This window comes from Pseudomonas sp. LS.1a, assembly GCF_022533585.1.
In the GTDB taxonomy this organism is placed as follows: Bacteria; Pseudomonadota; Gammaproteobacteria; order Pseudomonadales; family Pseudomonadaceae; genus Aquipseudomonas.
Genome location: NZ_CP092827.1, coordinates 5006728 through 5030285, shown reverse-complemented (window position 1 = coordinate 5030285; position 23558 = coordinate 5006728). Strand labels below are relative to the sequence as shown.

The following is a 23558-nucleotide window of genomic DNA, read 5'->3' as shown; positions in this document are numbered from 1 at the left end:
CCCGCTCAACCGAGCGGTTTGAGCAGGAAGGTCAGCACGTCACCTTCCTCGACATTGAGCAAGGCCACCCAGTCGCCGCTCTTGTGGGGGGTATCCGTGATGGCACCAACCCGATAACCGCGGTGGTCGCGCAGATGGCAGACCAGCCCTTCATCGCTCAGATGCAGCGGTTCGATCTTCCAGTAATCGGTGACTTCGGCATGCCAGTAGAAACCGAGGTAGCCATTGCGGCTGATGCCCAGTTTCTTGGCCTTAGGGCGCCCGGGAATGCTGATGTGGTAGTGCAGGCGATCGTCGGTGCGCGAGTGGTAATGAAAGTCCATCACCGGCGAGTCTTGCCGCCCACCCGCCTGCAACCAGTCATCCTCAGGGGTGAAGCCCCAATTGAATTTGTCCGTGCTGCGGCTCAGACGCAGGGGAATGTCGTAGTCGATTGCGCGCATGTACAGCCTGCCACGAAAAGACCTGGCGAATACCGCCTGAATGTCTTCGTCCATGGTGCTCTCCTTGAATGGCATTGAAGGTTGTGCACCCTAATGCCAGCGCTCGGCAGCCAGGCAGATCGAAGACTTTCCCCGGTAACCTCAGGCGCTGGCCTCACCTTCCAGCAGCATGAACAGGCGGTACAGCACCACGGTGCTGAACAGTTGCAGGAAACCGCTGAGGCTGTCCATGACCAACTCCATGCCGGGCGACGGTTCGGGGAAGGCCATCAGCAGCAGCCCGTCGATCAGCCAGATCGGTGCCAGTACGCCGACCACGCAAATCATGATGCGCATGAAATGCCCCGTGGTCATGCTGGCACTGTCGCGCATCGACTGCACTACCGGCCGGCCGCGCAGTACCAGCAGGTACTCGGCGAACACCAGGTTGATCATGATCCACACGCCCGGGAAGATGAACAGCGCCAGGCCGGCCATGATCAGCAGCGAGCTGATCAGGATCAGCAGGGCCAGTTGCGGCCACAGTTGCACGGCGCGGGCGAACAGGTTGCGCTTGGCGATGTCCTGGCCGTTGCTGCGGGTGTCCAGGTACAGGATCAGCGCGGCGCTGTACAGCGGGTAGAACAGCAGGCTGACCAGCATGCCGTAGGCTGGCGATGCCTGGTCACCCAGTTGGCGGTACAGCAGTTGGGTGACCAGGGCTTCCAGCACCACCAGCGGCAGGCACAGCTGGAGGATGTTCGGCAGGTGGCGGCGGAAGAAGTACAGGGAGTCGCGCAGAACGCTCAGCGGATTCATCAGTCAACATCGCATGGCAGTAAAAACAGGGGCCTAACTTTAGCCCAAAGCAGGCTTGGGGCTGTCATTTGCTGAAAAAAGTTTCACGCCGCCGGTGATTGAATCCCACGCCTGTACGCCCCATCTTTGACGCTGTCCGTTGTCCCGCTACCCCACGAGGTCGCCCATGAATACTGAAGAACAAACCCTGATCGACGGCCTGTTCGGCCGCCTCAAGCAAGCCGAGGACCCGAGCCAGCCACGTGATGCGCAGGCTCAGGCATGCATCGAGGAACATGTGCGTCAGCAGCCGGCGGCGCCTTATTACATGGCCCAGGCGATCCTGGTGCAGGAGGCGGCGATCAAGCGCCTCGACGAGCAGAACAAGCAACTGGAAGCCGAACTGAAGCAGGCCCGTGCCCAGGCCGAGGCCGCCCGTGCTGGTAGCGCGCCGAGCAATGGCGGTGGTGGTTTCCTGTCCAGCATCTTTGGATCGGCTGGGCGCAATGCTGCCCCGGCCGTGCAACCGCAGCGTCCCGCTGCAGCCCCCGTGGCATCTGCTGGTGGCTGGCGTGAGCCGTCGGCGCCGGGCTTTTCCCAGCCGCAAGCGCAGCAGCCTGGCTTCGGCGCTGCGCCGGCACGCAGTGGTGCCAGCAGCTTCCTCGGTGGCGCGATGCAGACTGCGGCCGGTGTGGCGGGTGGCGTGTTGCTGGCGCAGGGCATCAGCAGCCTGTTCAACCACAACTCGCAGCCGGAGGAGGTGGTCGAGGTGATCAAGGAAGAGCCGGCGCCGGCCAGTGACAGCGGTGGCTGGAACGACTCGGGGGCGCAGCAGCAGGTGGCTGACAATGGTGGTTGGGGCAGTGACCAGGGTGGTTATGCCGACAGCGATTATGGCAGCGATGATGGCGGGTTCTTCTCGGACGACGATTCGTACGTCTGACAGGTCTGGCATACTGCTGGCAGTTTTGGGGGCGCTTTGCGCCCCTTCGCGGGCACGCCCGCTCCCACAAGTACCGCGCGACGCTGAACCTGTGGGAGCGGGCGTGCCCGCGAAGGGCTGCGCAGCAACCCCTGCATTCCAGGCCGACCAAGGGGTTCCCAGGTGAAAAAGATCGCGCTGTTCGCCGATGTGCAGAACCTCTACTACACCGTGCGCCAGGCCCACGGTTGCCATTTCAACTACACCGCCCTGTGGGCCGATGTCAGCCGCGAAGGCCAGATCGTCGAGGCCGTGGCCTATGCCATCGACCGTGGCGACAGCAAGCAGCAACAGTTCCAGCAGATCTTGCGCAACCTCGGTTTCGATGTGCGGCTCAAGCCTTTCATCCAGCGCAGCGATGGCTCGGCCAAGGGTGACTGGGACGTGGGCATTACCCTGGATGTGATTGACGCAGCCAGCCGCGTCGACCAGGTGGTACTGGCCTCTGGCGATGGTGATTTCGACCTGCTGCTGGAGCGGGTGATCCAGCGCCATGGCACCGAGGCAGTGGTATATGGTGTGCCCGGGCTTACCGCACTGTCGCTGATCCGTGCTGCCACCCGCTATGTGCCCATCGAGGGTGCGCTGTTGCTCAAACACTGAGATTTTTCATGGAACGTATCGCTGTCATCGACTTTGAAACCACAGGCATCAGCCCCGGCGCCGGCTGCCGCGCCACCGAGGTGGCGGTGGTGGTGCTGGAGGGCGGGCGCATCGTCGAGCGCTACCAGAGCCTTATGAACGCCGGGGTGCCGGTACCGGCCTTCGTCGCCGGGCTGACTGGCATCACCACCGCCATGCTGCGCAGTGCGCCGCCGGTGGACAAAGTGATGAACGAAGTGGCCGATTTCGTCGGTGGCACCCCGCTACTGGCACACAACGCCGCCTTCGACCAGAAGTTCTGGGACTACGAGCTGAGCCGCATCGGCCGTAGCCGCAGCCAGGCCTTCGCCTGTTCCCTGCTGCTGTCTCGGCGCTTGCTGCCGGCGGCACCGAACCACAAGCTGGGCACCCTGACCCGCTGGGCCGGGCTGCCGGATACCGGTACCGCGCACCGGGCCATGGCCGATGCCGAAATGGCCGCCAACCTGCTGCAACACCTGGCTGGCGTGCTGCGCCAGAGCCACGGAGTCCAGCAACTCTCGCACGACCTGCTCTGCCGTTTGCAGAAAACACCTGCCGCGAAGGTTCGTGAAACCCTGGCCAGATACTGTTAGGGCTTCTTCTCCAGCTGCGCGAGCGGCACCCGCCGCTCCACGGCGCTGGAGAGAATGATCGAGGTCTTGCTGAAGCCGAACTGCGCTACCCGGTTGATCAGCTCTTCCAGCTCGGGCATCGAACCCACCGCTGCCTGCATGATGACGCAGGGGTCACCGGTCACCCGGTGGCATTCGGTCAACTGGGGGATCTGGGTCAACGCTTCGTAGGCCTGCTGATTGCCATGACTGGCCAGGCGCAGTTCGATCACGCACTGGATCGGCAGGCCGATCTTGCTCATGTCGACTTTGGCCTGGTAGCCGGTGATGACCCCGCTGGCCTCGAGTTTGGCCACCCGCTCGGCCACTGCCGGCGCCGACAGGTTCACCTGGCGCGCCAGTTGCGCGAAGGTGGCGCGGCCATTGTCGAGCAGGGCAGCGAGCAGCATGCGGTCGTACTTGTCCATGGATTATTCCTGCCTGGTTTCGATTCGCTTGAAAAACACCCGAATAACCACGCAATGCAAAGTGTAGGGGTGATTTAAAGCTGTTTTGTAACTTAAGTTTAAACGGTGGCCTTTCTAAACTAAGCCACCCGTAAACGGATTTCGAGTGTTTCCCATGCCTGCCTCCCGTCGCTTCCCGTTATTGCTCATTGGCGCTTTCCTGGCCTTGTACCTGGTCTGGGGCTCCACCTACCTGTTCATTCGCATTGGCGTCGAGAGCTGGCCACCGATGCTCATGGCCGGGGTGCGCTTCCTGATTGCCGGTGGCCTGCTGTATGGCTTCTTGCGCTGGCGCGGTGTGCCGGCGCCGACCTGGACGCAGTGGCGGGCGGCGGGGGCGATCGGTTTTCTGCTGCTCAGCTGTGGCAACGGTGGCGTGACCGTGGCCGAGCATGCTGGCGTAGCTTCGGGCGTGGCGGCGCTGGCGGTGGCGACGGTGCCGCTCTTCACCTTGCTGTTCGGCCTGTTGTTCGGGCATCGCAATTCGAAGCTGGAGTGGGCGGGGATCGCCCTCGGGCTGGTGGGCATCGGCCTGCTGAACCTGGGCTCCAACCTGCAGGCAAGCCCGATTGGCGCGGCGCTGATCATTTTTGCGGCGGCGTCATGGGCATTCGGCTCGGTGTGGAGCAAGACCTTGCCGCTGCCCCAGGGGCCCATGGCCAGCGCCGCGGAAATGCTGGTCGGCGGCGCCGTGCTGTTGCTTGGCAGTGTGCTGTCTGGCGAGCGCATGACACAGATGCCGACCGCTGCCGGCTGGGGCGCGCTGGTCTATCTGGTGTTGTTCGGTTCGATCCTGGCGTTCAGTGCCTACATGTACTTGCTCAAGCACGTGCGCCCGGCAGCCGCCACCAGCTATGCCTACGTCAACCCGGCGGTTGCCGTGCTGCTGGGCATCGTCTTTGCCGGTGAGCAGATTGGTGCCGAAGAGTGTGTGGCCATGGCGGTGATCATCGGCGCGGTGGTGCTGATCGGCCTGCCGCAGTGGCGCAAGGCACCTGAGCCGGCGCAGCCGTTGAAAGGCGAAATCTGCAAGTAGGCAGGGGCGATGCGGTAAACTTGCCGCCTTCGCTGAACCCCCTGACGGTATTGCCATGAATTTCGCCAAACTCGGCCTGATCGAACCGCTGCTGCGCACCCTGCAGCAACTGGACTACACCACCCCGACCCCGGTGCAGGCCAAGGCCATCCCCGCCGTGCTGGCCGGCCGCGACCTGATGGCCGCGGCCCAGACCGGCACCGGCAAGACCGCGGGCTTTGCCCTGCCCGTGCTGCAGCGCCTGGCGCTGGAAGGCGAGAAGGTGGCCAGCAACTCGATCCGCGCGCTGGTGCTGGTGCCCACCCGTGAGCTGGCCGAGCAGGTGCACAACAACGTGCGCGAGTATGCCGAGAACCTGCCGCTGAGCACCTACGCGGTGTATGGCGGGGTCAGCATCAACCCGCAGATGATGCGCCTGCGCCGTGGTGTCGACCTGCTGGTGGCCACCCCGGGGCGCTTGCTCGACCTGTTCCGGCAGAACGCCGTGAAGTTCAACCAGGTACAGACCCTGGTGCTGGACGAAGCCGACCGCATGCTTGACCTGGGCTTTGCCGAAGAGCTGCAGTCGGTGTACGCCGCGCTGCCACGCAAGCGCCAGACGTTGCTGTTCTCCGCCACGTTCTCCGACCAGATCCGCATGCTGGCGGGGCTGGCCCTGAATGACCCGCTGAGCATCGAAGTCAGCCCGCGCAATGCCACGGCCACCAGCGTCAAACAGTGGCTGGTGCCTGTGGATAAAAAGCGCAAGGTCGACCTGTTCTGCCACCTGCTGCGCAAGCAACGCTGGAAGCAGGTGCTGGTATTCGCCAAGACTCGCAATGGTGTGGACCAACTGGTGGAGCGCTTGCTGGCCGAGGGTGTGAATGCCGACGGCATCCACGGTGACCGCCCGCAAGCCACCCGTCAGCGTGCGCTGGACAGCTTCAAGGCCCGCGAAATCCAGGTGCTGGTGGCAACCGATGTGGCGGCCCGCGGCCTGGATATCGATGACTTGCCGCTGGTGGTCAACCTTGACCTGCCGATCGTTGCCGAGGATTACGTGCACCGCATCGGGCGTACCGGGCGGGCGGGCAACAAGGGCGAGGCCATTTCGCTGGTGTGTGCGGATGAAGTGCAGTTGCTGGCGGCGATCGAAGTGCTTACCCGGCAAACCTTGCCGCGTCATGAAGAGCCGGATTTCATCCCTGACCACCGCGTGCCGATGACCGACGCCAGTGGCCAGGTGATCAAGAAGCCGAAGAAGCCCAAGAAGCCGAAAGAAAACAGCGCCAAGCGCGGGTTGGGGCGCTGGATGGACAGTGCTGAATCAGGCAGTGCGGAGCCGGCGGTGAAGGCGGTGCGCAAGGTGCCTAGTTTCAATGGTGGGGCGCGCAAGCGTAAGCCGTAGATTTGCGGTCTACGCGGTCTCTGTGGGAGCGGGTTTACCCGCGAAGAATGCGACGCGGTGTCTGGCACGGGCTTCGCCCGTGTTCGCGGGTAAACCCGCTCCCACAGGCGGACGGTGTCAGCCTTGGGATTTGAGCCAATCCGCCGCCGCCCGCCCGGCCCGCAAGCCGCTGGCAAAGCACGCCGTCAGCAGATACCCCCCGGTCGGCGCCTCCCAGTCCAGCATCTCGCCGGCACAGAACACCCCCGGCATGCCCTTGACCATCAAGCCCTCATCCAACGCCTCGAAACGCACCCCACCCGCGCTGCTGATCGCTTCATCCAGCGGCCGTGTGCGCACCAGCGTGATCGGCAATGCCTTGATCGCCCTCGCCAAGGCATCAGGGTCGGCAAAGGTCGCCTGATCGGTCAGCTCACGCAACAGCGCCGCCTTGACCCCATCGATACCCAACTGGCTGTGCAGGTGCTTGGCCATGGAGCGCGAACCCCGTGGCTTGGCCAGCGCCTGGGCAATCTTGTCCACAGGCTTGTCCGGCAACAGGTCGAGCAGCAACACCCCGTGGCCCTCACGGTTGATGGCCTCGCGCACCGGTGCTGACCAGGCATACACCAGGCTGCCTTCCACACCCTGCGCGGTGAGGATGAACTCGCCCTTGCGCGGCGCGCTGCCGGGAACGCTGAGGGCAATGTTCTTCAACGGCGCACCGGCGAACTTGTCCCTGAGCAGCGTGCTCCAGCCTGCCACTTCAAAACCGCAGTTGCTGGGCTGCAAGGGCGAAATATCCACAGTCCGTTCGGCCAGCAACGGCTGCCAGCTCCCGTCCGAACCCAGTCGCGCCCAACTGCCGCCACCCAGCGCCAGCACCACTGCGGCGGCCTTCACCAGCCGCTCGCCCTGTGGATAAGCAATCCGCAATGCCCCCTCGCTGTTCCAGCCCAACCAGCGGTGACGGGTGTGGATAACTACCCCGCCGTCGCGCAGGCGCTTGAGCCAGGCGCGCAGCAGTGGCGCGGCTTTCATGTCGGTGGGGAACACCCTGCCCGAAGTGCCGACGAAGGTTTCGATGCCCAGGCCGTGAATCCACTGGCGCAAGGCGTCGGCATCGAAGTCGCGCAGCAGCGCAGCAATTTCGCCCTGGCGCTCGGCATAGCGGCTGACGAACGCCGGGTAGGGCTCTGAATGGGTGATGTTCATGCCTCCGACACCTGCCAGCAGGAACTTGCGGCCCACCGAAGGCATGGCATCGAACACCTCGACCGCCAGGCCCGCCTGGGCCAGTGCTTCGGCGGCCATCAGGCCGGCTGGGCCGCCGCCGATGACGACAGCGAGGGGAGGGGAGGCGGGGCTCAGATCAGACATGGTGGGCAGCAGGCTGTGGAAAAGAGGCGCATTCTAGCGCAGCGCGGCCTGTGGAAGCACTGCTCAAAAAATGATCAGTGTTCTGCAGGCCTTGCCTGTAAAGGGCTGCAACGCCTTTCCCGCAGGTTATCCACAAGCGGTTCCACAGTCATTGTGAACAACCGATGACGCGTGCCGCGCTGTGATGAAGGATGCCGTGGCGCCTGGCCAGGGCTGCGCGGTCCTTGCTGTAGCCACCGCCGATCACGCCCACCACCGGGATGTCGCGGCCCAGGCAGTGGCGCAGCACCGCCTCGTCACGGGCGGCAACGCCTGCATCGGTCAATTGCAGATAGCCCAGGGCGTCGTCCTTGTGCACATCGACCCCGGCGTCATACAGCACCAGGTCGGGTCGATAGAGCGGCAGCAGGTAGTTAAGGGCGTCGTCCACCACCTTCAGATAGGCCATGTCGCCCATGCCGCGGGGCAGGGGGATGTCCCAATCGCTTTGCGCCTTGCGCGCCGGGAAGTTCTGTTCACAGTGCAGCGACACAGTGATGGCGTCTGGTGTGTCGTGCAGGATGCGCGCGGTGCCGTCACCCTGATGCACATCGCAGTCGAAGATCAGCACCCGGTGGACCCGGCCAGCCTCCAGCAGGTAGCGGCTGATCACGGCCAGGTCGTTGAAGATGCAGAAGCCGGCAGGATGATCGTAATGGGCGTGGTGAGTGCCACCGGCAAGGTGGCAGGCGATGCCGTGCTGCAGCGCCATCTCGGCGCTCAGCAGCGAGCCGCCTACGGCGCGCACGGTACGCCGGGCCAGGGCCTCGCTCCAGGGCAGACCGAGGCGACGCTGGTCCTCGCGCGACAGGTCGCCGTTCATGTAGCGCTCGATGTAGCTGCGGTCGTGGGCCAGGGCGAGGATGTCGTTGGGGCAGATGTCCGGGCGCAGCAGGGCCTGGTCGGTGGTCAGCCCGCTGTCGATCAAGTGGTCGTGCAGCAGGCGGAACTTGTCCATGGGAAAGCGGTGTTCGGCGGGGAACTCCGGGCTGTAGTCTTCGTGGTAGATCAGCGGCAACGGCATGGGTGGGGTCGCAATCAGGGCCAGTGCTGATCTTGCCATGGCCGGGGCAGCTTTGCTGCCCAATCACCGGCAAGCCAGAACAGGTAGTGCAAGGCAGTTGCCCTGGCAGGCAGGAGCGGGGTCAGCGCTGTTTCGTGGTACTGGCCAGCACCCGTTGCCAGTCCGGCTCGTTCAGGCGGCCGAGGATGCGCGCCTTGCCATTACTATCCACCGAAACGAACAGCGCACTGGCATAGCCACTCTCACGTTCGCCACCCGCAACGTTCTGCTGGCGGGCAAAATGATCGATGCAACCGTTGTGGGTCACCAGCACCAGGTTATGCCCCGGCCGCTTGTGCGCCAGCGCTTCGCTGGCGAACTGGCCGTCACAGCTTTCCAGCCATTCCTCACTGGCCACCGCCTGGCCAAGGATGAAATGCGCGGTTTGCCGTGTGCGCAGTTTCGGGCTGCTGAGCATATCGGTGTTGTTCAGGCCCAACTCGTGCAGCCCTTGGCCAACGCGGGTCGCGGCCTGGCTGCCGGCCACGGTGATGCCGGTGGGGTCGTCCAGGCACGGGCCGGGGGCGCTGTCGCAGCGTTCGGCGTGGCGGATCATCACGATCACTGCACCGCCGGCCCAGTCCTGCAGCAGGCCGCTGTCACTCAATTGCTGTTCGTTGCCAAGGTCCACGATGTGCGTCCTCGTCGCCAGCCAGGTGCTCAACGCCGCCACGACCATGCACAGGCCAAGGGCGGCACCGAGGGCTTTGCGGGTCAGGCGTCGCTTGCGCCGGGCTTGGATGGCAGGGTGCCCCTGGGTGTTGCTGATTAGCATGCGTTGCTCCGTTGGCGTGGCCGCAGCTGGCGCGGCGGTGGATGGCAGGCATCCTGCCAAGCGGCCTGTCGGGGGGCGGTGAAGGACATGTGAAAATTGCATTCGGGCGTGCCGGCTGGGTGAAACCAGCGCCCGCGCCTACGCTGTAAACTGCAAGACAGTAAAACCGGAGCATGTCCCATGACCCCAATCTTGCAACTGGAAAGCGCACGCCTGGTGTTGCGCCAATGGCACGACGAAGACCTGCGCGAGTTTGCTGCGATGTGCGCCGACCCGCAGGTGATGCGCTACTTCCCGGCGCCGCTGACACGCCTGGAGGCGGCTGCCCTGATCGGCCGCGTGCGCGGGCATTTCAATGAATACGGCTTTGGCCTGTGGGCCCTGGAGCGCAAGGACAGCGGTGCCTTCATCGGCATGACCGGGTTGCTGCACGTGGGCTTCGATGCCGATTTCACGCCGGCGGTGGAGATCGGCTGGCGCCTGGCACGCCGTCACTGGGGCCTGGGTTTTGCCAGTGAGGCGGCGTGGACTTGCCTGCGTTGTGCTTTTGCCCAATTGCGCCTGGAAGAGGTGGTGTCGTTCACTAGCGAGAGCAACCTGCCCTCGCAGAAGGTCATGCAGGCCATCGGTATGCAGCAGGACCTGAACGGTAGTTTCGAACACCCCCGCCTGCCCGTGGGCCACCCGCTGCGCCCGCATGTGCTGTACCGCATCGACCGCGCACACTGGGAGCGTACCCTGCGCGCCTGAATGCATGGCCATGCCCGGCGCGAATGACAAACCCTGTATCATTTCCCTAATGGAGGGCGCTTGCCGCAAGATGTTCAGCGCCTATGAGATCGAGCGCCGCTTGGGCGGCGCATCGCGAGCAAGACTCGCTCCTACGGAGAACCCCCGATGAGTCATGTGTTGGACGACCTGGTCGACCTGTTGAGCCTCGAGTCCATCGAGGAGAACCTGTTCCGTGGACGCAGCCAGGACCTGGGCTTCCGCCAGTTGTACGGCGGGCAGGTATTGGGCCAATCATTGTCGGCGGCCAGCCAGACGGTCGAGGATGCACGCCATGTGCATTCGTTGCACGGCTACTTCCTGCGCCCTGGCGATGCCAGCCTGCCGGTGGTGTATTCGGTGGACCGCGTGCGCGATGGCGGCAGCTTCAGCACCCGGCGGGTGACGGCGATTCAGAAAGGCCAGACGATCTTTACCTGCAGCGCCTCGTTCCAGTACGACGAGGAAGGTTTCCAGCACCAGGCGCCGATGCCTGAGGTGGTCGGCCCGGAGAACCTGCCCAGTGAAGTCGAGCTGGCCCGGGCCATGGCCGACCAGCTGCCCGAGCGCATTCGCGACAAGGTGCTGTGCGCCAAGCCGATCGAGATCCGCCCGGTCACCGAGCGCGACCCGTTCAACCCCAAGCCTGGCGACCCGGTGAAGTACGCCTGGTTTCGCGCCGACGGCAACCTGCCCGATATCCCCGCCCTGCACAAATACCTGCTGGCCTACGCCTCGGACTTCGGCCTGCTGACCACCTCGTTGCTGCCCCATGGCAAATCGGTGTGGCAGCGCGACATGCAGATCGCCAGCCTCGACCACTCACTGTGGTTCCACGGCAACCTGCGTGCCGACGAGTGGCTGCTGTACGCCACCGACAGCCCCTGGGCGGGTAATGCCCGTGGCTTCTGCCGCGGCAACATCTTCAACCAGGCCGGGCAACTGGTGGCGTCGTCGTGCCAGGAAGGCCTGATTCGCCACCGCAAGGACTGGGCATGAGCCTGGGCGAGGTGCGCAACTGGGTGTTCGACATGGACGGCACCCTGACCGTGGCCGTGCACGATTTTGCCGCCATCCGCGTGGCGCTGGATATCCCGGCCGAGCACGACATCCTCACCCACCTGGCGGCCTTGCCGGCGGACGAAGCGGCAGCCAAGCATGCCTGGCTGCTGGAGCACGAGCGCGACCTGGCAATTGCCTCCACGGCGGCCACCGGGGCGGTGGAACTGGTGCGCGAACTGGCCGAGCGTGGTTGTCGGCTGGGCATTCTGACCCGTAATGCCCGCGAGTTGGCGCATGTGACGCTGGAGGCCATCGGCCTGGCGGACTGTTTCCCGGTGGAGCACATTCTCGGGCGTGACGAAGCGGCGCCCAAGCCTAGCCCGGATGGGCTGCTGAAGATTGCCAATGCCTGGGGTGTGGCACCGGGTGAGCTGGTGATGGTGGGGGATTACCGGTTTGACCTGGACTGTGGGCGGGCTGCTGGGGCGCGCACGGTGCTGGTGAACCTGCCGGACAATCCGTGGCCGGAACTGGTGGATTGGCATGCGGCCGATTGCCGGGCACTGAAGGTGATGCTGGGCTGAGTTTTTGTGTCGCCTGTGCGGGCCTCTTCGCGGGTAAACCCGCTCCTACAGGGACCGCGCCGAGCTCAAGTCCGGCACTCAACCTGTGGGAGCGGGTTCACCCGCGAAGAGGCCGGACCTGTCTATGCTGAACCCCAATCTATTCCCTGAACGGAGACCCTACCCATGACCAGCAAGGCCATTTACGTAAAACCCGGCGGCGGCTACGACAAGGTCGAGGTCGGTAGCAGCGAGGCTCCTGCACCCCAGGCCGGCGAGATCACCGTGCGCCTGCACGCCAGCTCCCTCAATTATCACGATTTCGCCGTGGTCAGCGGCATGTGGGGCCCGAGCGAGCGGCGCATCCCCATGGCCGATGGCGCTGGCGAAGTGGTCGCGGTGGGGAGTGGCGTCACCGAGTTCCAGGTTGGCGACAATGTGGTCAGTACCTTCTTCCCCGACTGGCTCGACGGCCAGGCCAATGTCGAAGGCTTTGCCAGGGTGCCCGGGGACGGTATCGATGGTTACGCCCGTGAACAGGTCACCGCTCGCGCCACCGCGTTCACCCTGGCGCCCAAGGGCTTCAGCCACGCTGAAGCTGCCACGCTGACCACGGCCGGTCTCACGGCCTGGCGTGCGCTGATGAGCGACGACCACCTCAAGCCCGGCGATACGGTGCTGGTGCAGGGCACCGGCGGTGTGTCGATCTTCGCCTTGCAGTTTGCCAAGCTGGCCGGTGCGACGGTGATCGCCACCTCGTCCAGCGACGCCAAGCTGGAGCGTCTGAAGGCCCTGGGTGCCGACCATCTGATCAACTACAAGAGCACCCCGGCCTGGGGTGAGAAAGTGCGCGAGCTGACCGGCAACCGCGGCGTCGACCATGTGATCGAAGTGGGCGGCCCGGCGACGTTGGAGCAATCGATGATTGCCACGCGCATTGGTGGACATGTGTCGTTGATCGGCATCCTCACCGGCGTGGCCGGGCAGTTGCCGCTGGTGCAGGCGCTGGTGCGGCAGATTCGCCTGCAAGGTGTGCTGGTGGGCAGCCGTGCCCAGCAGCAGGCGATGGTGCGGGCGATCGATGCCAACGGCCTGCGGCCGGTGGTGGACAAGCATTTCGAGCTGGAGCAGATCGTCGAGGCGTTCCGTTATCAGGAGAGCAACCGGCATTTCGGCAAGATCTGCCTGACCTGGTAACGGCCTGGGCTGCTTTGCGGCCCAGGCACAATACACTCGAATGAAAAACAAAAGCTCCAGACGGCCCGGTGACGCGATCGGGCATGCCGTCGGTGACAGCTGGCGGCAATGGAAATGCCCTGTCGTGATCAAACAGTTTCGGGGCGTTCTCGTGTAATTACCCACAGCCCTGCAAGGCTTAAATGAAGCCCGACCTGCACTGACACGTTGCTCTGTGACGCGTGCCAAATATCAACAACAGAGCGCGAGTAACGTGTCGACTTTTTGATTTCAAAGGAGATATTTTCGCCTACGCCTGCCCGCCCATCCTTGTGTCAGCAAAAAGAGAACAACATCAATGAACACCGTGGGATCTGATGGCAACCTTGCCCAAGGTTTCAAGCCACGTCATGTAACGATGCTGTCTATCGCCGGCATCATCGGCGCCGGACTTTTCGTCGGCTCTGGCCACGCCATCGCGGCAGCCGGGCCAGCTACAGTAATTTCCTATTTCGTGGCCGGGGCCCTGGTGGTACTGGTCATGCGCATGCTCGGCGAAATGGCCGTGGCACACCCGGACACCGGATCGTTTTCCACCTACGCCGAGCAGGCCATCGGCCGCTGGGCTGGCTACACCATCGGCTGGCTGTACTGGTGGTTCTGGGTACTGGTGATCCCGATCGAGGCGTTGGCCGCCGGGCATGTGCTGAACGCCTGGTTCCCGCAGGTAGACAGCTGGATATTCGCCCTGGCTTCGGTGCTGCTGCTGGCCGGTACCAACCTGTTCAGCGTGGCCAAGTACGGTGAGTTCGAATTCTGGTTCGCCATTCTCAAGGTCACGGCCATTCTCGGTTTCATCGGCCTGGGTTTCGCCGCGCTGATGGGCTGGCTGCCCAACCGTGAGGTCAGTGGCCTGAGCGGCTTGATGGCCGAGCACGGCGGCTTCGCGCCGAAGGGCTGGTCGGCCGTGGTCGGTGCGTTCATCACCGTGATGTTCAGCTTCATCGGCACCGAAGCGGTGACCATCGCCGCGTCCGAATCCAGCGACCCGTCGCGCAACATCGCCAAGGCCACTCGCTCGGTGATCTGGCGCATCAGTACCTTCTACATCCTGTCGATCTTCGTGATCATTTCGGTGGTGCCGTGGAACGACCCTCAGCTGGCGGTGGTGGGTTCCTACCAGCGTGCGCTGGAGATCATGAACATTCCCAACGCGGCCTTCATGGTCGACCTTGTGGTGCTGGTGGCAGTGACCAGCTGCATGAACTCGTCGATCTACATTGCCTCGCGGATGATGTATTCGCTGGCCAAGCGCGGTGACGCACCGGCCATGCTCAACAAGACCTCCAAGGTCGGTGTACCGCGCGCTGCGGTATTCGGCAGCACGCTGATCGGCGCGGCCATTGCCATCCTCAACTACTTCGCGCCGAAGGGCGTGTTCGAGTTCCTGCTGGCCAGCTCCGGGGCCATTGCCTTGCTGGTGTACATGGTCATCGCCATTTCGCAGCTGCGCATGCGCCACCGCCTGGAGCGGGAGAACACCGAGCTGAAGTTCCGCATGTGGCTGTTCCCGTACCTGACCTGGGCGGTGATCCTGTTCATTGGCGGGGCACTGGCGGTCATGATGTTCACGCCTGAACACCGTGCAGAAGTGAGCTCGACATTGGGCCTGGCGATCGTGATTTCCTTCCTGGGGATCGTGACCACGCGGGGCCATGCGCAACCCGTGGCGGTGCGTTCGATGGGGTGATTGAGTTCACCTGGCGGTAGGGCAAAGGGCACCAGTGGATGGGTGCCCTTTGTTTTTTCAGCCTTTCATCATCTTGATGTAGCTGATTGTCGCTGGCGCTTTCTCGAAGCGCCGGTGAATCAGGCTAAGCCACGAGCTGGCCTGGCAGTCGACAATACGCCGGTAGTTCACCTGCGGCAGGCTGATGCGCTGTACCACCGATTCCGGCACCACTGCGATGCCTTGGCCGAGTGACACCAGGGTGATCACCGCCACCAGGCTACCCGGCTGTGGGCCGAGCCTCGGGACGAAGCCACCTTGTGCTGCTACCTCCAGCGTCCCGGAGATCTGCTCGGGCAGGATGAAGGTTTCATTGGCCAGGCGCGAAGCCGGGATCTGCGGAACTTCATTGATCCGCGAGCTGGCGGGCAGGGCCAGGACGAAACCTTCCTGGTGCAAGGCGATGGCTTCGAGCTCTCCGGGCAGCTCCATCGGCGAGCGCACATAGGCAAGGTCGAGCAGGCCATCGCGGACCATGCCGGGCAGTTCGGTCATGGGCAGTTCGCGAATGTTCAAGCGCACACCGGGGCAGGTTTCGCTGTAGCGGCTGACTTGCTGCTGGAGCATGCCCGAGTAAGCGGCCGAGGCCACATAGCCCAGTTCGATGCGCCCGCTTTCGCCTCGGGCGGCCCGTTGCGCGCCCAGTTGCGCGGCGTCGAACTGGCGTACGGCATGTTCGGCCTCGATCAACAGCGCCTGGCCGGCGGCGGTGAGGTTGACCTCGCGCTGGTTGCGCTCGAACAGGCGCACGCCCAGTTCGCGCTCCATGTCCTGGATCTGCCGGCTGAGGGTGGGCGGAGCGATGCCCAGTTGCTCGGCGGCGCGGGTGAAGTGACCGTGGCGGGCGACGCAGAGGAAGTAGCGGAAATGGCGGATTTCCATGGGTGTTACCTACAGGGTAATGACGCGGGCCGCCGGGGCTAACAAGCCTGGGGGCTGGCGGCGTTATGTTGAGGCCAACACTACAAGGCTGGTGGCTTGGCGGCAAAGGCTGCCTGGGGGTTGCTACAGGTATTGCGCAATCCTCGAAGGCGGTGCGGTTTCTGTAGGAGCTGGCTTGCCTGCGATGGGCTGCAAAGCAGCCCCCGGCGATCTTGCAAGCCAACAACACCGCCAAATCCAACCAGCCCTGCATCCGGAGTCTCACCATGCCCTCTGCGCGTTTCACCCTGCTCACCGCCTCCCTGGTCTGCGCCCTGATCATCCTCGACACCAACATCGTCGCGGTCAGCCTGCCCAGCATCGCCCGCGACCTGTCCGGCTCGTTCGCCGATATCGAATGGGTGGTCAGCGCCTACCTGCTGGCCTTCGCCGCCTGCCTGCTGCCCGCCGGCAGCCTGGCCGACCGCTTTGGCCGTCGCCGCATGCTGCTGCTCGGCCTGGCCCTGTTCGGCCTTGCTTCACTGGCCTGCGGCGCGGCGCCCAACCTGCTGTTCCTCGACCTGGCCAGGGCAGCCAAGGGCGTTGGTGCGGCGTTGTTGCTGACCTCGGCCCTGGCTGCGATCGGCAACCGCTTCCACCAGCCCCAGGAGCGCATGCGCGCCTGGGCCTTCTGGGGCGCCTGCATGGGCGCCACCATCACCTTTGCGCCGCTGCTGGGCGGGGTGATCGCCAGTACCCTGGGCTGGCGCTGGATCTTCTACATCAACTTGCCGTTGGTGGCGCTGCTTGCGGTAATGGTGCTGCGCAGTGTCGAGGAGTCCCGCGACAGCGCTGCGGCCCGGCTCGACCCGTGGGGCAGCCTGACCTTCGCCGGCAGCCTGGGTTACCTGATCTGGGCGATGATCGATGCCAACCAGGTGGGCTGGGGCAGCGCGCAAACCCTCGGTCGACTGGTGATCAGTGCCTTCCTGTTCGGCCTGTTCGTCATGGTCGAGCGCAGCCAGGAACGGCCGATGATAGACCTGCGGCTGATGCGTAGCGGGCGCTTCGTTGGCGCCTTGCTGGGCATGTTCGCCTACGCCGCCTGCGCCCAGGTGATGATGACCCTGCTGCCGCTTTACTTGCAGAACGGCCTGCAGTTGTCGGCCCTGGCTGCAGGGGCGGGCATGCTGCCGTTTGCCGTGGCCATGCTGCTGACGCCACGTCTGGGCATGCGCCTGGCTGCGCACTTGAGCCCGGCGCAGGTGTTCGCGCTTGGGCTGGTGCTGGTGGGGGCGGGTAACCTGCTGTGCGCCTGGGCTGCGGGCCATGGCGGCTATAGCGCATTCGCCCTGGCCAGCCTGGTGCTGGGCGCTGGTGCCGGGCTGCTGAATGGCGATACGCAGAAGAACATCATGGCTTGCGTGCCGCGTGAGCGCACGGGCATGGCTTCGGGGTTGAGTACAACCACGCGGTTCGGGGCGATCGTGCTGGCCATCGGGGGGCTGGGTGGTGTGTTGGCTGCACGTAGTGGGCAGTTGCTGCATGAATCCATGGCTGCCGTGGCGCCCGGGCAATCGGGCCAGGTTGCCGCGATGGCCACGCGGGTTGCTGCGGGTGATTTGCACGCGGCGTTGGCATTGCTTGAGCCCAGGTTGCGGGAAACGGTGGCCCCCTTGGCCCGTCAGGCGTTCATCGGAGGCTTCGAAGCCGTGTTGCAGGTCGCGGGTGTGGCGGCGCTGCTGTTTGCGGTGCTGGTCGGCGTGTTGCTGAGCCGGCCGTTGCCAGCCATGCCGGAGGGGTTGCTGGCTGAGGGGCAATCATGAAGCGGGCGGCGGTGCATCTGGACAAAGCGACTCGGGGCATCAAGCCCCTCGTCGCGGGATTCGACATTCAGTCATTCAACAGCCACGGCTTCAGTTCCTTGAGGTTGCTCACCACCAGTTGCTGCGCCTCGGGGAGCACTGCCAGGTTGCGGTGGTCGATCTGGTAGCGTTGCAACACGTACTTCACCAGTGCCCTGCGGCTGGGCACCACCAATTGTCCCTGCGTCATGCCGAAGTCGGTTTCGATGATTGCCTTCTGCGCCGCGTTCAATCGCCCATCAGGTTCGAAGATGACCGGCACCTCGACATTCCAGTCTTCATCCTGCTCGCGCGTGTTCGGTGATTGGTCGAGCAAGTCTGGCTGCCCACGCAGGCGGCTGAGGACGAAGTCGCGGTACTGGCCATTCTTCTCGCAGTAAGCCCTCACGTGCCAGCGCATGCCGGTGTAGACCAGCGTGTGTGGGGCGATGAGGCGAACCTCCACGTTGGGGGTATTGAAGGACACGTATTCGGTTTCCAGGCGCAGGCCTTCACGGCAGGCCTTGAGCAAGGGGCGCAGCACCTCCGGGCGAATAGGCCGGTCAGGCACTTCCAGCACCCGGGTATGCGCATAGGCCAGTGCCAGCCCGTCGATGTGCGGGGCCCGCTCATTGTTCTGATAAAGCAGGTGCAGGTAGGCGCTGGCGCTGTCGTCGATGAACAGCGGCTTGAACTGCTTGCTCGGCACGTAGCCCTTGAGCTGCTTGTCATATGTCAAGTTTTTGGGCGCATGTTCGGTGATGTAGGTATTGATGTCCTTGGACGCCTGCTGGCGGCTGATGCCAAAGCTCTGCATCAGGTGGCCCGTGGTCAGCCGGCCTTCCCACCAGGCAACGGTTTCGATCAAGCGATAGCGAAGTGCCAGGTCCCAGCGTACCTGCTCGATGGATTGCTTGCGTTTCATACCCTCTCCATGTGCGCGATTACTTTACCTGTATAAGTCTACATTCTAGACCTGTCGCAAATCACTACATATCTTGTCGCTGTCTTCGAAATGATTTGAAGCCAGGAAAGGAAGTGGACATGACTATGTCTGAAGTGGTTTCGACAGGGGCGTTGGTGTTGATCGGGGTAATCCTGGTGGTGCTCTTGATGCAGTACCTGAGGTTGCGGGAAATCTGGCACCTGGCTGTCGCCTGTCGCCAGGACGCGCGTTGGGCGCGGATATGGGAGATGGAAAACCGGGAGCTACGCTCGGCGCAGCGTGCTGACAAAGCGCAAATCGCACAGCTGCAAAGCAAGCTGGTGCTTTTGCAGAACCTGGTCTCTGCAGAAGAGTGATAAGGGAAGGCATGAACAGACTTGAACGGATCAAAGGCTGCCTGCTGGGTGGCGCTGTCGGAGACGCGCTTGGCGCCCCCGTGGAGTTTCTTGAGTGGCCTGTGATCAAGGCCAGGTTCGGGCCGCAGGGCATCATTGATCTTGCCCCGGCTTACGGCATCACCGGTGCGATCAGCGACGATACGCAGATGATGCTGTTTACCGCAGAAGGCTTGCTGCGGGCTTATGTGCTGGGGAGTTCACGGCAGCCATGTCATGTCCCCAGCATTATTCACCATGCGTTGCTGCGCTGGCTGGCGACACAGGATTACCCCTCGACGATACCGGTGGCTACGGATGGCTGGCTGATCAAGCACCTGGGGCTCTGGTCGCGCCGTGCCCCCGATGCAACTTGCCTGAGTGCGCTCAAGGGCAGCGGGCGGTTGGGTGCGGTTGCCGAAAACAGCAGCAAGGGCTGCGGCGCCTTGGTACGTGTTGCACCCTGTGCATTCTTTGCCCATGCATTTGACTACGCGGCCCAGTCCGGGCGACTGACACACGGGCATCCGACCGGTTACCTGGCGGCAGGGTTGTTCGCCGACATTCTCCAGCGTGTTGTTGATCGACAGGATAGCCTGGAGCACGCTGTGACTCAGAGCTTGGCCAGGTACGGGCAGGTGCCTGGCATGGAAGAAACGCGCAGCTTGATCGAGCGCGTGCTGTTCTTCTATTACGAGGGCTATACACCCACCCCGCAACGCATTGACGATTTTGGCGCTGCTTGGGTCGCTGACCAAGTGCTGGCGGTTGGGTTGTGGTGTGCGTTGACAGCACGGTCACTCGAAGAAGGGGTGGCCATGGCGGTGAATCACAGCGGCGACAGTAGTAGCACCGGGCTGGTCGTCGGGCACTTGCTGGGGGCGCAATATGGTGCCGCCGCTATTCCTCCACGTTGGCTCGAACGCCTGGAACTGCGCCAGGTGATTACACAGGTGGCCGAAGATATTGAGCGCGTTCCGAGGGAGTATTGCGGAGTTGGCGGGGAGTTCGATGAGCAGATCGAGCTGGTTTATCCGGGGAGCTGAGCACGATGAAGGCCACGCGTTGCGTTTGTGCAGCGACCGAGGAAAACCACCTGTCCAGATACTGGTGCGATGAATTGAAACATTACGTTGCAAGAGATAATAGGTATTATTAAGATTAAATTTCATGACGCAGGGAGCGCATCGTCTATATAAAAACAAGGTCAAAAAATAATGCTGAAAATGCTCCTCGTGTATGTTCATCTGCTCGCCACCTGCATTGCCCTGGGCAGGGTATTGCTTGCCGATCACAAGCTCTGGAGTTGGCGCAAGGAAGCGCTGGATCAGGCAAAGCATGAGTACCTGGAAGAAACCCGGAAAATCGCCACCCTCGCGTTACTGGCCCTTTGGGGCAGTGGTCTGCTGTTGATACTTCAGGGTTATCTCCTGGAGGGCACAGTGTACTTGCTCAACCAGAAGCTCTGGGCCAAGGTTGCGGTTGTCGCGCTGCTGACGCTGAACGGTGGTCTGTTGCATTGCGTCGGCTTCCCGTTGTTGCAAAAAGCCCCTTTCGTCTTGTTACCGGGTTCCGACCGCGGACGCCTTGCACTCTTGGGCGCGTTCTCTATGAGTGGTTGGCTGTTCGCCGCTTTCCTGGGGGTAGCTAGAGCCTGGAATCATGTCATGCCATGCATGCATGTGATGGCGGTATTCACGGCATTCGCTTTGCTGGCTTGTATCGTCGCGCTTGTGGTCGCCAGCACAGCAGGCACGATAGAGACTACGGCTTCATAGTGGGGCACAACTCGAGCGTAGATGGCTTGCCACCGAGTTCGGGGGGAGTTTTCCCTCTAATGGGCGCGATACCCCGACAGTATGCGCGCCTTCATTAACTGAACACTTCAAGCGCTGAACAATGAAAACGCCTGCTATCTGGCCAGGCTGGAGGACGCGCTACACCGATCAGCCTTTGGCGTCATTGGCTGGTTTGGCTTTGCTTTCAGCCACAGCGGCTTCTGCCTTTTGTTTCTGTGCAAGCTGCAACGCCTGCATCGAGGCTTTGCGGGCTGACTCCATGCGTGCGAAGGTCCGATCGCCACCGCCGGAGGCCATCGCCAGAGAAGAAGCGGTCAGGGCGGCGGCAACGAAGAGAACTTTCATGGTTTTCATTTGGGTATCCTCAAGTAAAACTTTGTGAACTGCTCAGCATTACACCCGGCACGAATTGACTAGAGCGTGCTGTTATTGGCTGTAACTGCATTTCAGTGATGACTGTCTATTAATTTGCAGCGTTAGACTGCCAAGGCAATAGTGTTTTTCGCGAATGAACTTTTAATCATTCGGTCATGTCCGGGTTCAGGTAATAAAAACATCCTCTGCACTGAGTGCGTATGAGGTTTGACTTCCGCTTCTGTGGGGAGCTTTAACGTTGGGCGGATCAGGCCATGCCAGTAGGGGCGGCGGGGCTTCCACCCCATTCGAGGAAACGGATTTTATGAATTTCGCCGTTGCTGTCTTCATACACTACGATCACCGGTACCACGCCGGTCTTGTCGGATGTATCGGTGCGTTGCAATACCCGTTTCACATCGATGTTCATACCATAGTGGTATTCAACGGCAGAGACATGCGCGCCGGGTTCTTGCAGGCTGTTATGGTCAAAGACACTGGGTGCGAGACTGGAAATCACGGCACTTACAATTGTGGCCATGCTCATAAGGCTGTACCTCTACTGAAGTTCGCTTGACAAGGACCTGATCTGACACGCCGAAAAAGTGAAGTTCACTTCACTACGACGAACGCGCCTGATGGAAGCGCCTGTAGTGGCAAAAAACTCTCTGCAATTCCCCGTGCCTGACACATTTCGACCATTCGTCCTTTGCCCCCCGTATCTGTTGGTCAAAGTCCGTTTTTGAGGTTGGTCCTGCACGGGGTAGGGTGGTGCGCTGTTCAGCGCATCATGCCGAGTTCGGCGTCATCCAGCAGCGCTTTGCCCAAGGCGCAGAGGTAGTGCGCGGCCCAGATCAGCTTCGGTTTGTCTTCCATCAAGCCGTCGATGGTCAGGTCCCGCGCGTAGCCCATCAGTTCCGAGGCTTGTTCACGGGCGCTCTGGCAGGGGATGCCGGCCTCGATGCGAAAGAGTGGGTGAGTCTGGTTTTCACCTTGGTAGAAGATGGTTTTACCGACTGTGCATTGGGTGTCTTCGGTGGCCATTGATCGATCTCCCTCGTGTAGCAGGTGCTTGTGCTGGCCCTGTGTCCGGCAAGCCGGGTTTTCGTGGAACTGCACATAACTCATTGATTTGGCGGGGCCCTGTGGGAGCGGGTTTACCCGCGAACACCGGCGCAGCCGGTGCCATACACCGCGTTGGATTCTTCGCGGGCATGCCCGCTCCCACAGAGTCCGGGGCCAGCATGATCGTGTCTTCCAGGGAATGGAGATGGTGGGGCGGGGACAATCTTCAGCATATTTTGGTCCTCAGTGGAGCGACCAGCGCTTGCTGTCAAACGGGTGGTGGCAGCCGTGTATGGGTTGACAGACCGGTGAAGACCAAACCGGCGCACACGAGGTGCCCCACACACAGCCGCCATAGGCAAAAAACCGTGTGTTTGGTCGTCATCAGCCTGTCAAAGCTGGTCGTTGATGTGCAACGACCCACCGAGCCTAGAACGCTGAAAAAACGACCGCAACGGAAAACAGGCGCAGGGAGTATCTTTGGGAAACGGCCTACACGGAAGGGGTGAAATCTGATTTTTGGGGCTCGCACACCCTAAAGTCCAGGCACAAAAAAAGACGCCCGAGGGCGTCTTCTTCTTTGGGATTTGGTGGAGCCGGGGGGATTTGAACCCCCGTCCGCCAGTACTCCGCTGTCGGTACTACATGCTTAGCCGTGTCTACTGAGTTAATCCGCAGCCGCCCGACGGGCAGGGTGCTTTGGACGAGTTGGGTAAGTTTTAGTCGCTTTGCCCCCAACGTGCTACACGACGATCCTGTTCTGTATGACAATCATTTCGGGTTTACAGGCATCCCCTGATGATTGCTGGAGCCGAAGCTACCAGGAGAGCGGGCTCAGCTGCTTACGCAGCGAGAGCGTAGCCCTCGTAGTTTTCGTCATTGGCAACTATAGAAAGTTGCAACAGTGGATTTACGAGTTCTGTTACCAACTCGGCATGCACCTAGAGTTTCGCTACCGGCGTCGAATCCTGATCGGCCCCACACTAGCTCTTGGCTAACGCACCTTACGGTACGTGAGGCCGAGTATACGCCATTGTGCGGGCGACGTCGACAGCCGGACCGGTCGCCCGCCGCTGGGCTCACGTGCCGCTACCACCGCTGCCTTTCTCGGTTTTTTCCAGGCGCTCGAGGACTTTGCTGGTGATGGCGATGCATTCCTTGGTATCGCCCGAGGCCTGGGCAGCCTTGGCTTTGTCGACGTGCTCGGTGATGGCCTTGTCCAGGCCTTCGGAGGTGGCGCCGGCGGTGGCCATGCTGTCGTCGATCTTTTGCAGGTTGGCCGTGCACAGGTCTTCGGCGGCGAACACCGGTGAAGCCAGCATGGTGGCGGCCGCGAACAGGGCCGAAAGCGCGGTACCTTTCATGGGAGTCTCCTTCTGGGCCTCTGGAAGGTGGGCCTGTAAGGGTGGACTGCGGGGGATTGGCGCGGGTTCAATCGAGATGGTGGCGGCGTG

The 23558-nt window shown here is 62.6% G+C and carries 26 protein-coding genes and 1 other RNA gene; 14 read left to right on the top strand and 13 right to left on the bottom strand.

All coding sequences use genetic code 11. The features are described 5' to 3' along the window. Nucleotides 1–5: 5 nt before the first annotated feature. Complete coding sequence (locus MKK04_RS23210; RefSeq protein ID WP_241106018.1) at nucleotides 6–497, bottom strand: hypothetical protein; 492 nt, start codon at nucleotides 495–497, stop codon at nucleotides 6–8. An 87-nt stretch (nucleotides 498–584) separates the two neighbouring features. Continuing rightward, the gene (locus tag MKK04_RS23205; RefSeq protein ID WP_241106017.1) at nucleotides 585–1241 is read right to left on the bottom strand and encodes a YciC family protein; all 657 of its coding nucleotides are present in this window, start codon (nucleotides 1239–1241) and stop codon (nucleotides 585–587) included. Between the two features lie 166 nt (nucleotides 1242–1407). Here MKK04_RS23205 and MKK04_RS23200 point away from each other — a divergent pair, with 166 nt between their 5' ends. The 3 genes from MKK04_RS23200 to MKK04_RS23190 all read left to right on the top strand — a co-directional run bounded on the left by MKK04_RS23200 (nucleotide 1408) and on the right by MKK04_RS23190 (nucleotide 3419). Beyond that, nucleotides 1408–2163: a DUF2076 domain-containing protein gene (locus MKK04_RS23200; RefSeq protein WP_233687369.1), complete on the top strand. Its 756-nt coding sequence runs from the start codon at nucleotides 1408–1410 to the stop codon at nucleotides 2161–2163. Nucleotides 2164–2325: 162 nt separating this feature from the next. Further along, entirely contained in the window at nucleotides 2326–2805 is a 480-nt protein-coding gene (locus MKK04_RS23195) for a LabA-like NYN domain-containing protein (RefSeq protein WP_004576858.1), read from the top strand. An 8-nt stretch (nucleotides 2806–2813) separates the two neighbouring features. After that, on the top strand, nucleotides 2814–3419 hold the full coding sequence (locus MKK04_RS23190; protein WP_207834283.1) for a 3'-5' exonuclease: 606 nt from the start codon (nucleotides 2814–2816) through the stop codon (nucleotides 3417–3419). Here MKK04_RS23190 and MKK04_RS23185 read toward each other — a convergent pair. Next, on the bottom strand, nucleotides 3416–3865 hold the full coding sequence (locus tag MKK04_RS23185) for an Lrp/AsnC family transcriptional regulator (RefSeq protein ID WP_015271918.1): 450 nt from the start codon (nucleotides 3863–3865) through the stop codon (nucleotides 3416–3418). The genes MKK04_RS23190 and MKK04_RS23185 overlap by 4 nt on opposite strands. 154 nt (nucleotides 3866–4019) lie before the next feature. Here MKK04_RS23185 and yedA point away from each other — a divergent pair, with 154 nt between their 5' ends. Together yedA and MKK04_RS23175 are read left to right on the top strand one after the other, a co-directional pair. Continuing rightward, complete coding sequence (yedA, locus tag MKK04_RS23180; RefSeq protein WP_241106016.1) at nucleotides 4020–4940, top strand: drug/metabolite exporter YedA; 921 nt, start codon at nucleotides 4020–4022, stop codon at nucleotides 4938–4940. A gap of 55 nt (nucleotides 4941–4995) precedes the next feature. Continuing rightward, nucleotides 4996–6327 (top strand): DEAD/DEAH box helicase, encoded by a 1332-nt coding sequence (locus MKK04_RS23175; protein WP_013974320.1) that lies wholly within the window; start codon nucleotides 4996–4998, stop codon nucleotides 6325–6327. Nucleotides 6328–6444: 117 nt separating this feature from the next. Here MKK04_RS23175 and MKK04_RS23170 read toward each other — a convergent pair whose 3' ends face one another. From MKK04_RS23170 to MKK04_RS23160, 3 genes are all read right to left on the bottom strand, one after another. Further along, on the bottom strand, nucleotides 6445–7686 hold the full coding sequence (locus MKK04_RS23170; RefSeq protein ID WP_241106015.1) for a TIGR03862 family flavoprotein: 1242 nt from the start codon (nucleotides 7684–7686) through the stop codon (nucleotides 6445–6447). Nucleotides 7687–7834: 148 nt separating this feature from the next. Further along, on the bottom strand, nucleotides 7835–8749 hold the full coding sequence (locus tag MKK04_RS23165; protein WP_015271914.1) for a histone deacetylase family protein: 915 nt from the start codon (nucleotides 8747–8749) through the stop codon (nucleotides 7835–7837). A gap of 121 nt (nucleotides 8750–8870) precedes the next feature. Continuing rightward, nucleotides 8871–9563: a histidine phosphatase family protein gene (locus MKK04_RS23160; protein WP_241106014.1), complete on the bottom strand. Its 693-nt coding sequence runs from the start codon at nucleotides 9561–9563 to the stop codon at nucleotides 8871–8873. 180 nt (nucleotides 9564–9743) lie between these two features. On the opposite strand from MKK04_RS23160, the gene MKK04_RS23155 reads away from it, so the two are divergent. The 5 genes from MKK04_RS23155 (at nucleotide 9744) to MKK04_RS23135 (ending at nucleotide 14822) form a co-directional block, all read left to right on the top strand. Next, nucleotides 9744–10313, top strand: a complete 570-nt coding sequence (locus MKK04_RS23155) for a GNAT family N-acetyltransferase (RefSeq protein WP_063911820.1) — start codon at nucleotides 9744–9746, stop codon at nucleotides 10311–10313. Nucleotides 10314–10460: 147 nt separating this feature from the next. Next, nucleotides 10461–11330, top strand: coding sequence for an acyl-CoA thioesterase II (tesB, locus tag MKK04_RS23150; protein ID WP_063911819.1), 870 nt, complete (start codon nucleotides 10461–10463; stop codon nucleotides 11328–11330). Further along, on the top strand, nucleotides 11327–11917 hold the full coding sequence (locus tag MKK04_RS23145; RefSeq protein ID WP_063911818.1) for an HAD family hydrolase: 591 nt from the start codon (nucleotides 11327–11329) through the stop codon (nucleotides 11915–11917). Before tesB ends, MKK04_RS23145 begins: the two co-directional genes overlap by 4 nt. Before the next feature lie 165 nt (nucleotides 11918–12082). Further along, nucleotides 12083–13093, top strand: coding sequence for a zinc-dependent alcohol dehydrogenase family protein (locus tag MKK04_RS23140; protein WP_063911817.1), 1011 nt, complete (start codon nucleotides 12083–12085; stop codon nucleotides 13091–13093). A gap of 337 nt (nucleotides 13094–13430) precedes the next feature. Next, on the top strand, nucleotides 13431–14822 hold the full coding sequence (locus MKK04_RS23135; RefSeq protein WP_241106013.1) for an amino acid permease: 1392 nt from the start codon (nucleotides 13431–13433) through the stop codon (nucleotides 14820–14822). 57 nt (nucleotides 14823–14879) lie between these two features. On the opposite strand, the gene MKK04_RS23130 is transcribed toward MKK04_RS23135, so the two are convergent. After that, entirely contained in the window at nucleotides 14880–15743 is an 864-nt protein-coding gene (locus MKK04_RS23130) for a LysR family transcriptional regulator (protein ID WP_207834295.1), read from the bottom strand. Between the two features lie 266 nt (nucleotides 15744–16009). On the opposite strand from MKK04_RS23130, the gene MKK04_RS23125 reads away from it, so the two are divergent. Continuing rightward, nucleotides 16010–17548, top strand: coding sequence for an MFS transporter (locus MKK04_RS23125; RefSeq protein ID WP_241106012.1), 1539 nt, complete (start codon nucleotides 16010–16012; stop codon nucleotides 17546–17548). Between the two features lie 67 nt (nucleotides 17549–17615). On the opposite strand, the gene MKK04_RS23120 is transcribed toward MKK04_RS23125, so the two are convergent. Continuing rightward, nucleotides 17616–18491, bottom strand: coding sequence for a WYL domain-containing protein (locus tag MKK04_RS23120; RefSeq protein WP_025340723.1), 876 nt, complete (start codon nucleotides 18489–18491; stop codon nucleotides 17616–17618). Between the two features lie 119 nt (nucleotides 18492–18610). On the opposite strand from MKK04_RS23120, the gene MKK04_RS23115 reads away from it, so the two are divergent. From MKK04_RS23115 to MKK04_RS23105, 3 genes are all read left to right on the top strand, one after another. Continuing rightward, a complete protein-coding gene (locus MKK04_RS23115) occupies nucleotides 18611–18868 on the top strand; it encodes a hypothetical protein (protein WP_233694633.1) in 258 nt (85 codons plus the stop codon). An 11-nt stretch (nucleotides 18869–18879) separates the two neighbouring features. After that, the gene (locus MKK04_RS23110) at nucleotides 18880–19932 is read left to right on the top strand and encodes an ADP-ribosylglycohydrolase family protein (RefSeq protein ID WP_233694634.1); all 1053 of its coding nucleotides are present in this window, start codon (nucleotides 18880–18882) and stop codon (nucleotides 19930–19932) included. Between the two features lie 171 nt (nucleotides 19933–20103). Next, nucleotides 20104–20664 carry a hypothetical protein gene (locus MKK04_RS23105; protein ID WP_233694635.1) on the top strand — a complete coding sequence of 187 codons (561 nt, stop codon included), beginning with the start codon at nucleotides 20104–20106 and terminating at the stop codon, nucleotides 20662–20664. A gap of 168 nt (nucleotides 20665–20832) precedes the next feature. Here MKK04_RS23105 and MKK04_RS23100 read toward each other — a convergent pair whose 3' ends face one another. The 5 genes from MKK04_RS23100 to MKK04_RS23080 all read right to left on the bottom strand — a co-directional run bounded on the left by MKK04_RS23100 (nucleotide 20833) and on the right by MKK04_RS23080 (nucleotide 23468). Then, on the bottom strand, nucleotides 20833–21039 hold the full coding sequence (locus tag MKK04_RS23100; RefSeq protein WP_233694636.1) for a co-regulatory protein PtrA N-terminal domain-containing protein: 207 nt from the start codon (nucleotides 21037–21039) through the stop codon (nucleotides 20833–20835). Between the two features lie 268 nt (nucleotides 21040–21307). Further along, nucleotides 21308–21586 carry a DUF2790 domain-containing protein gene (locus MKK04_RS23095; RefSeq protein ID WP_233694637.1) on the bottom strand — a complete coding sequence of 93 codons (279 nt, stop codon included), beginning with the start codon at nucleotides 21584–21586 and terminating at the stop codon, nucleotides 21308–21310. Nucleotides 21587–21819: 233 nt separating this feature from the next. After that, the gene (locus tag MKK04_RS23090) at nucleotides 21820–22083 is read right to left on the bottom strand and encodes a DUF3077 domain-containing protein (RefSeq protein WP_063911807.1); all 264 of its coding nucleotides are present in this window, start codon (nucleotides 22081–22083) and stop codon (nucleotides 21820–21822) included. Nucleotides 22084–22692: 609 nt separating this feature from the next. Beyond that, nucleotides 22693–23084: a transfer-messenger RNA gene (ssrA, locus tag MKK04_RS23085) on the bottom strand. A gap of 99 nt (nucleotides 23085–23183) precedes the next feature. Next, nucleotides 23184–23468: a hypothetical protein gene (locus MKK04_RS23080; RefSeq protein ID WP_207834306.1), complete on the bottom strand. Its 285-nt coding sequence runs from the start codon at nucleotides 23466–23468 to the stop codon at nucleotides 23184–23186. Nucleotides 23469–23558: the final 90 nt, after the last annotated feature.

Coding starts and splice junctions, on each gene's coding strand:
- MKK04_RS23200 (WP_233687369.1), top strand. CDS start 1,408: ATGAATACTGAAGAACAAACCCTGATCGACGGCCTGTTCGGCCGCCTC.
- MKK04_RS23130 (WP_207834295.1), bottom strand. CDS start 15,743: ATGGAAATCCGCCATTTCCGCTACTTCCTCTGCGTCGCCCGCCACGGT.
- MKK04_RS23080 (WP_207834306.1), bottom strand. CDS start 23,468: ATGAAAGGTACCGCGCTTTCGGCCCTGTTCGCGGCCGCCACCATGCTG.
- MKK04_RS23210 (WP_241106018.1), bottom strand. CDS start 497: ATGGACGAAGACATTCAGGCGGTATTCGCCAGGTCTTTTCGTGGCAGG.
- MKK04_RS23135 (WP_241106013.1), top strand. CDS start 13,431: ATGAACACCGTGGGATCTGATGGCAACCTTGCCCAAGGTTTCAAGCCA.
- yedA (WP_241106016.1), top strand. CDS start 4,020: ATGCCTGCCTCCCGTCGCTTCCCGTTATTGCTCATTGGCGCTTTCCTG.
- MKK04_RS23205 (WP_241106017.1), bottom strand. CDS start 1,241: ATGAATCCGCTGAGCGTTCTGCGCGACTCCCTGTACTTCTTCCGCCGC.
- MKK04_RS23090 (WP_063911807.1), bottom strand. CDS start 22,083: ATGGCCACCGAAGACACCCAATGCACAGTCGGTAAAACCATCTTCTAC.
- MKK04_RS23145 (WP_063911818.1), top strand. CDS start 11,327: ATGAGCCTGGGCGAGGTGCGCAACTGGGTGTTCGACATGGACGGCACC.
- MKK04_RS23190 (WP_207834283.1), top strand. CDS start 2,814: ATGGAACGTATCGCTGTCATCGACTTTGAAACCACAGGCATCAGCCCC.
- MKK04_RS23160 (WP_241106014.1), bottom strand. CDS start 9,563: ATGCTAATCAGCAACACCCAGGGGCACCCTGCCATCCAAGCCCGGCGC.
- MKK04_RS23170 (WP_241106015.1), bottom strand. CDS start 7,686: ATGTCTGATCTGAGCCCCGCCTCCCCTCCCCTCGCTGTCGTCATCGGC.
- tesB (WP_063911819.1), top strand. CDS start 10,461: ATGAGTCATGTGTTGGACGACCTGGTCGACCTGTTGAGCCTCGAGTCC.
- MKK04_RS23100 (WP_233694636.1), bottom strand. CDS start 21,039: ATGAAAACCATGAAAGTTCTCTTCGTTGCCGCCGCCCTGACCGCTTCT.
- MKK04_RS23125 (WP_241106012.1), top strand. CDS start 16,010: ATGCCCTCTGCGCGTTTCACCCTGCTCACCGCCTCCCTGGTCTGCGCC.
- MKK04_RS23140 (WP_063911817.1), top strand. CDS start 12,083: ATGACCAGCAAGGCCATTTACGTAAAACCCGGCGGCGGCTACGACAAG.
- MKK04_RS23095 (WP_233694637.1), bottom strand. CDS start 21,586: ATGAGCATGGCCACAATTGTAAGTGCCGTGATTTCCAGTCTCGCACCC.
- MKK04_RS23120 (WP_025340723.1), bottom strand. CDS start 18,491: ATGAAACGCAAGCAATCCATCGAGCAGGTACGCTGGGACCTGGCACTT.
- MKK04_RS23115 (WP_233694633.1), top strand. CDS start 18,611: ATGACTATGTCTGAAGTGGTTTCGACAGGGGCGTTGGTGTTGATCGGG.
- MKK04_RS23105 (WP_233694635.1), top strand. CDS start 20,104: ATGCTGAAAATGCTCCTCGTGTATGTTCATCTGCTCGCCACCTGCATT.
- MKK04_RS23155 (WP_063911820.1), top strand. CDS start 9,744: ATGACCCCAATCTTGCAACTGGAAAGCGCACGCCTGGTGTTGCGCCAA.
- MKK04_RS23185 (WP_015271918.1), bottom strand. CDS start 3,865: ATGGACAAGTACGACCGCATGCTGCTCGCTGCCCTGCTCGACAATGGC.
- MKK04_RS23175 (WP_013974320.1), top strand. CDS start 4,996: ATGAATTTCGCCAAACTCGGCCTGATCGAACCGCTGCTGCGCACCCTG.
- MKK04_RS23110 (WP_233694634.1), top strand. CDS start 18,880: ATGAACAGACTTGAACGGATCAAAGGCTGCCTGCTGGGTGGCGCTGTC.
- MKK04_RS23165 (WP_015271914.1), bottom strand. CDS start 8,749: ATGCCGTTGCCGCTGATCTACCACGAAGACTACAGCCCGGAGTTCCCC.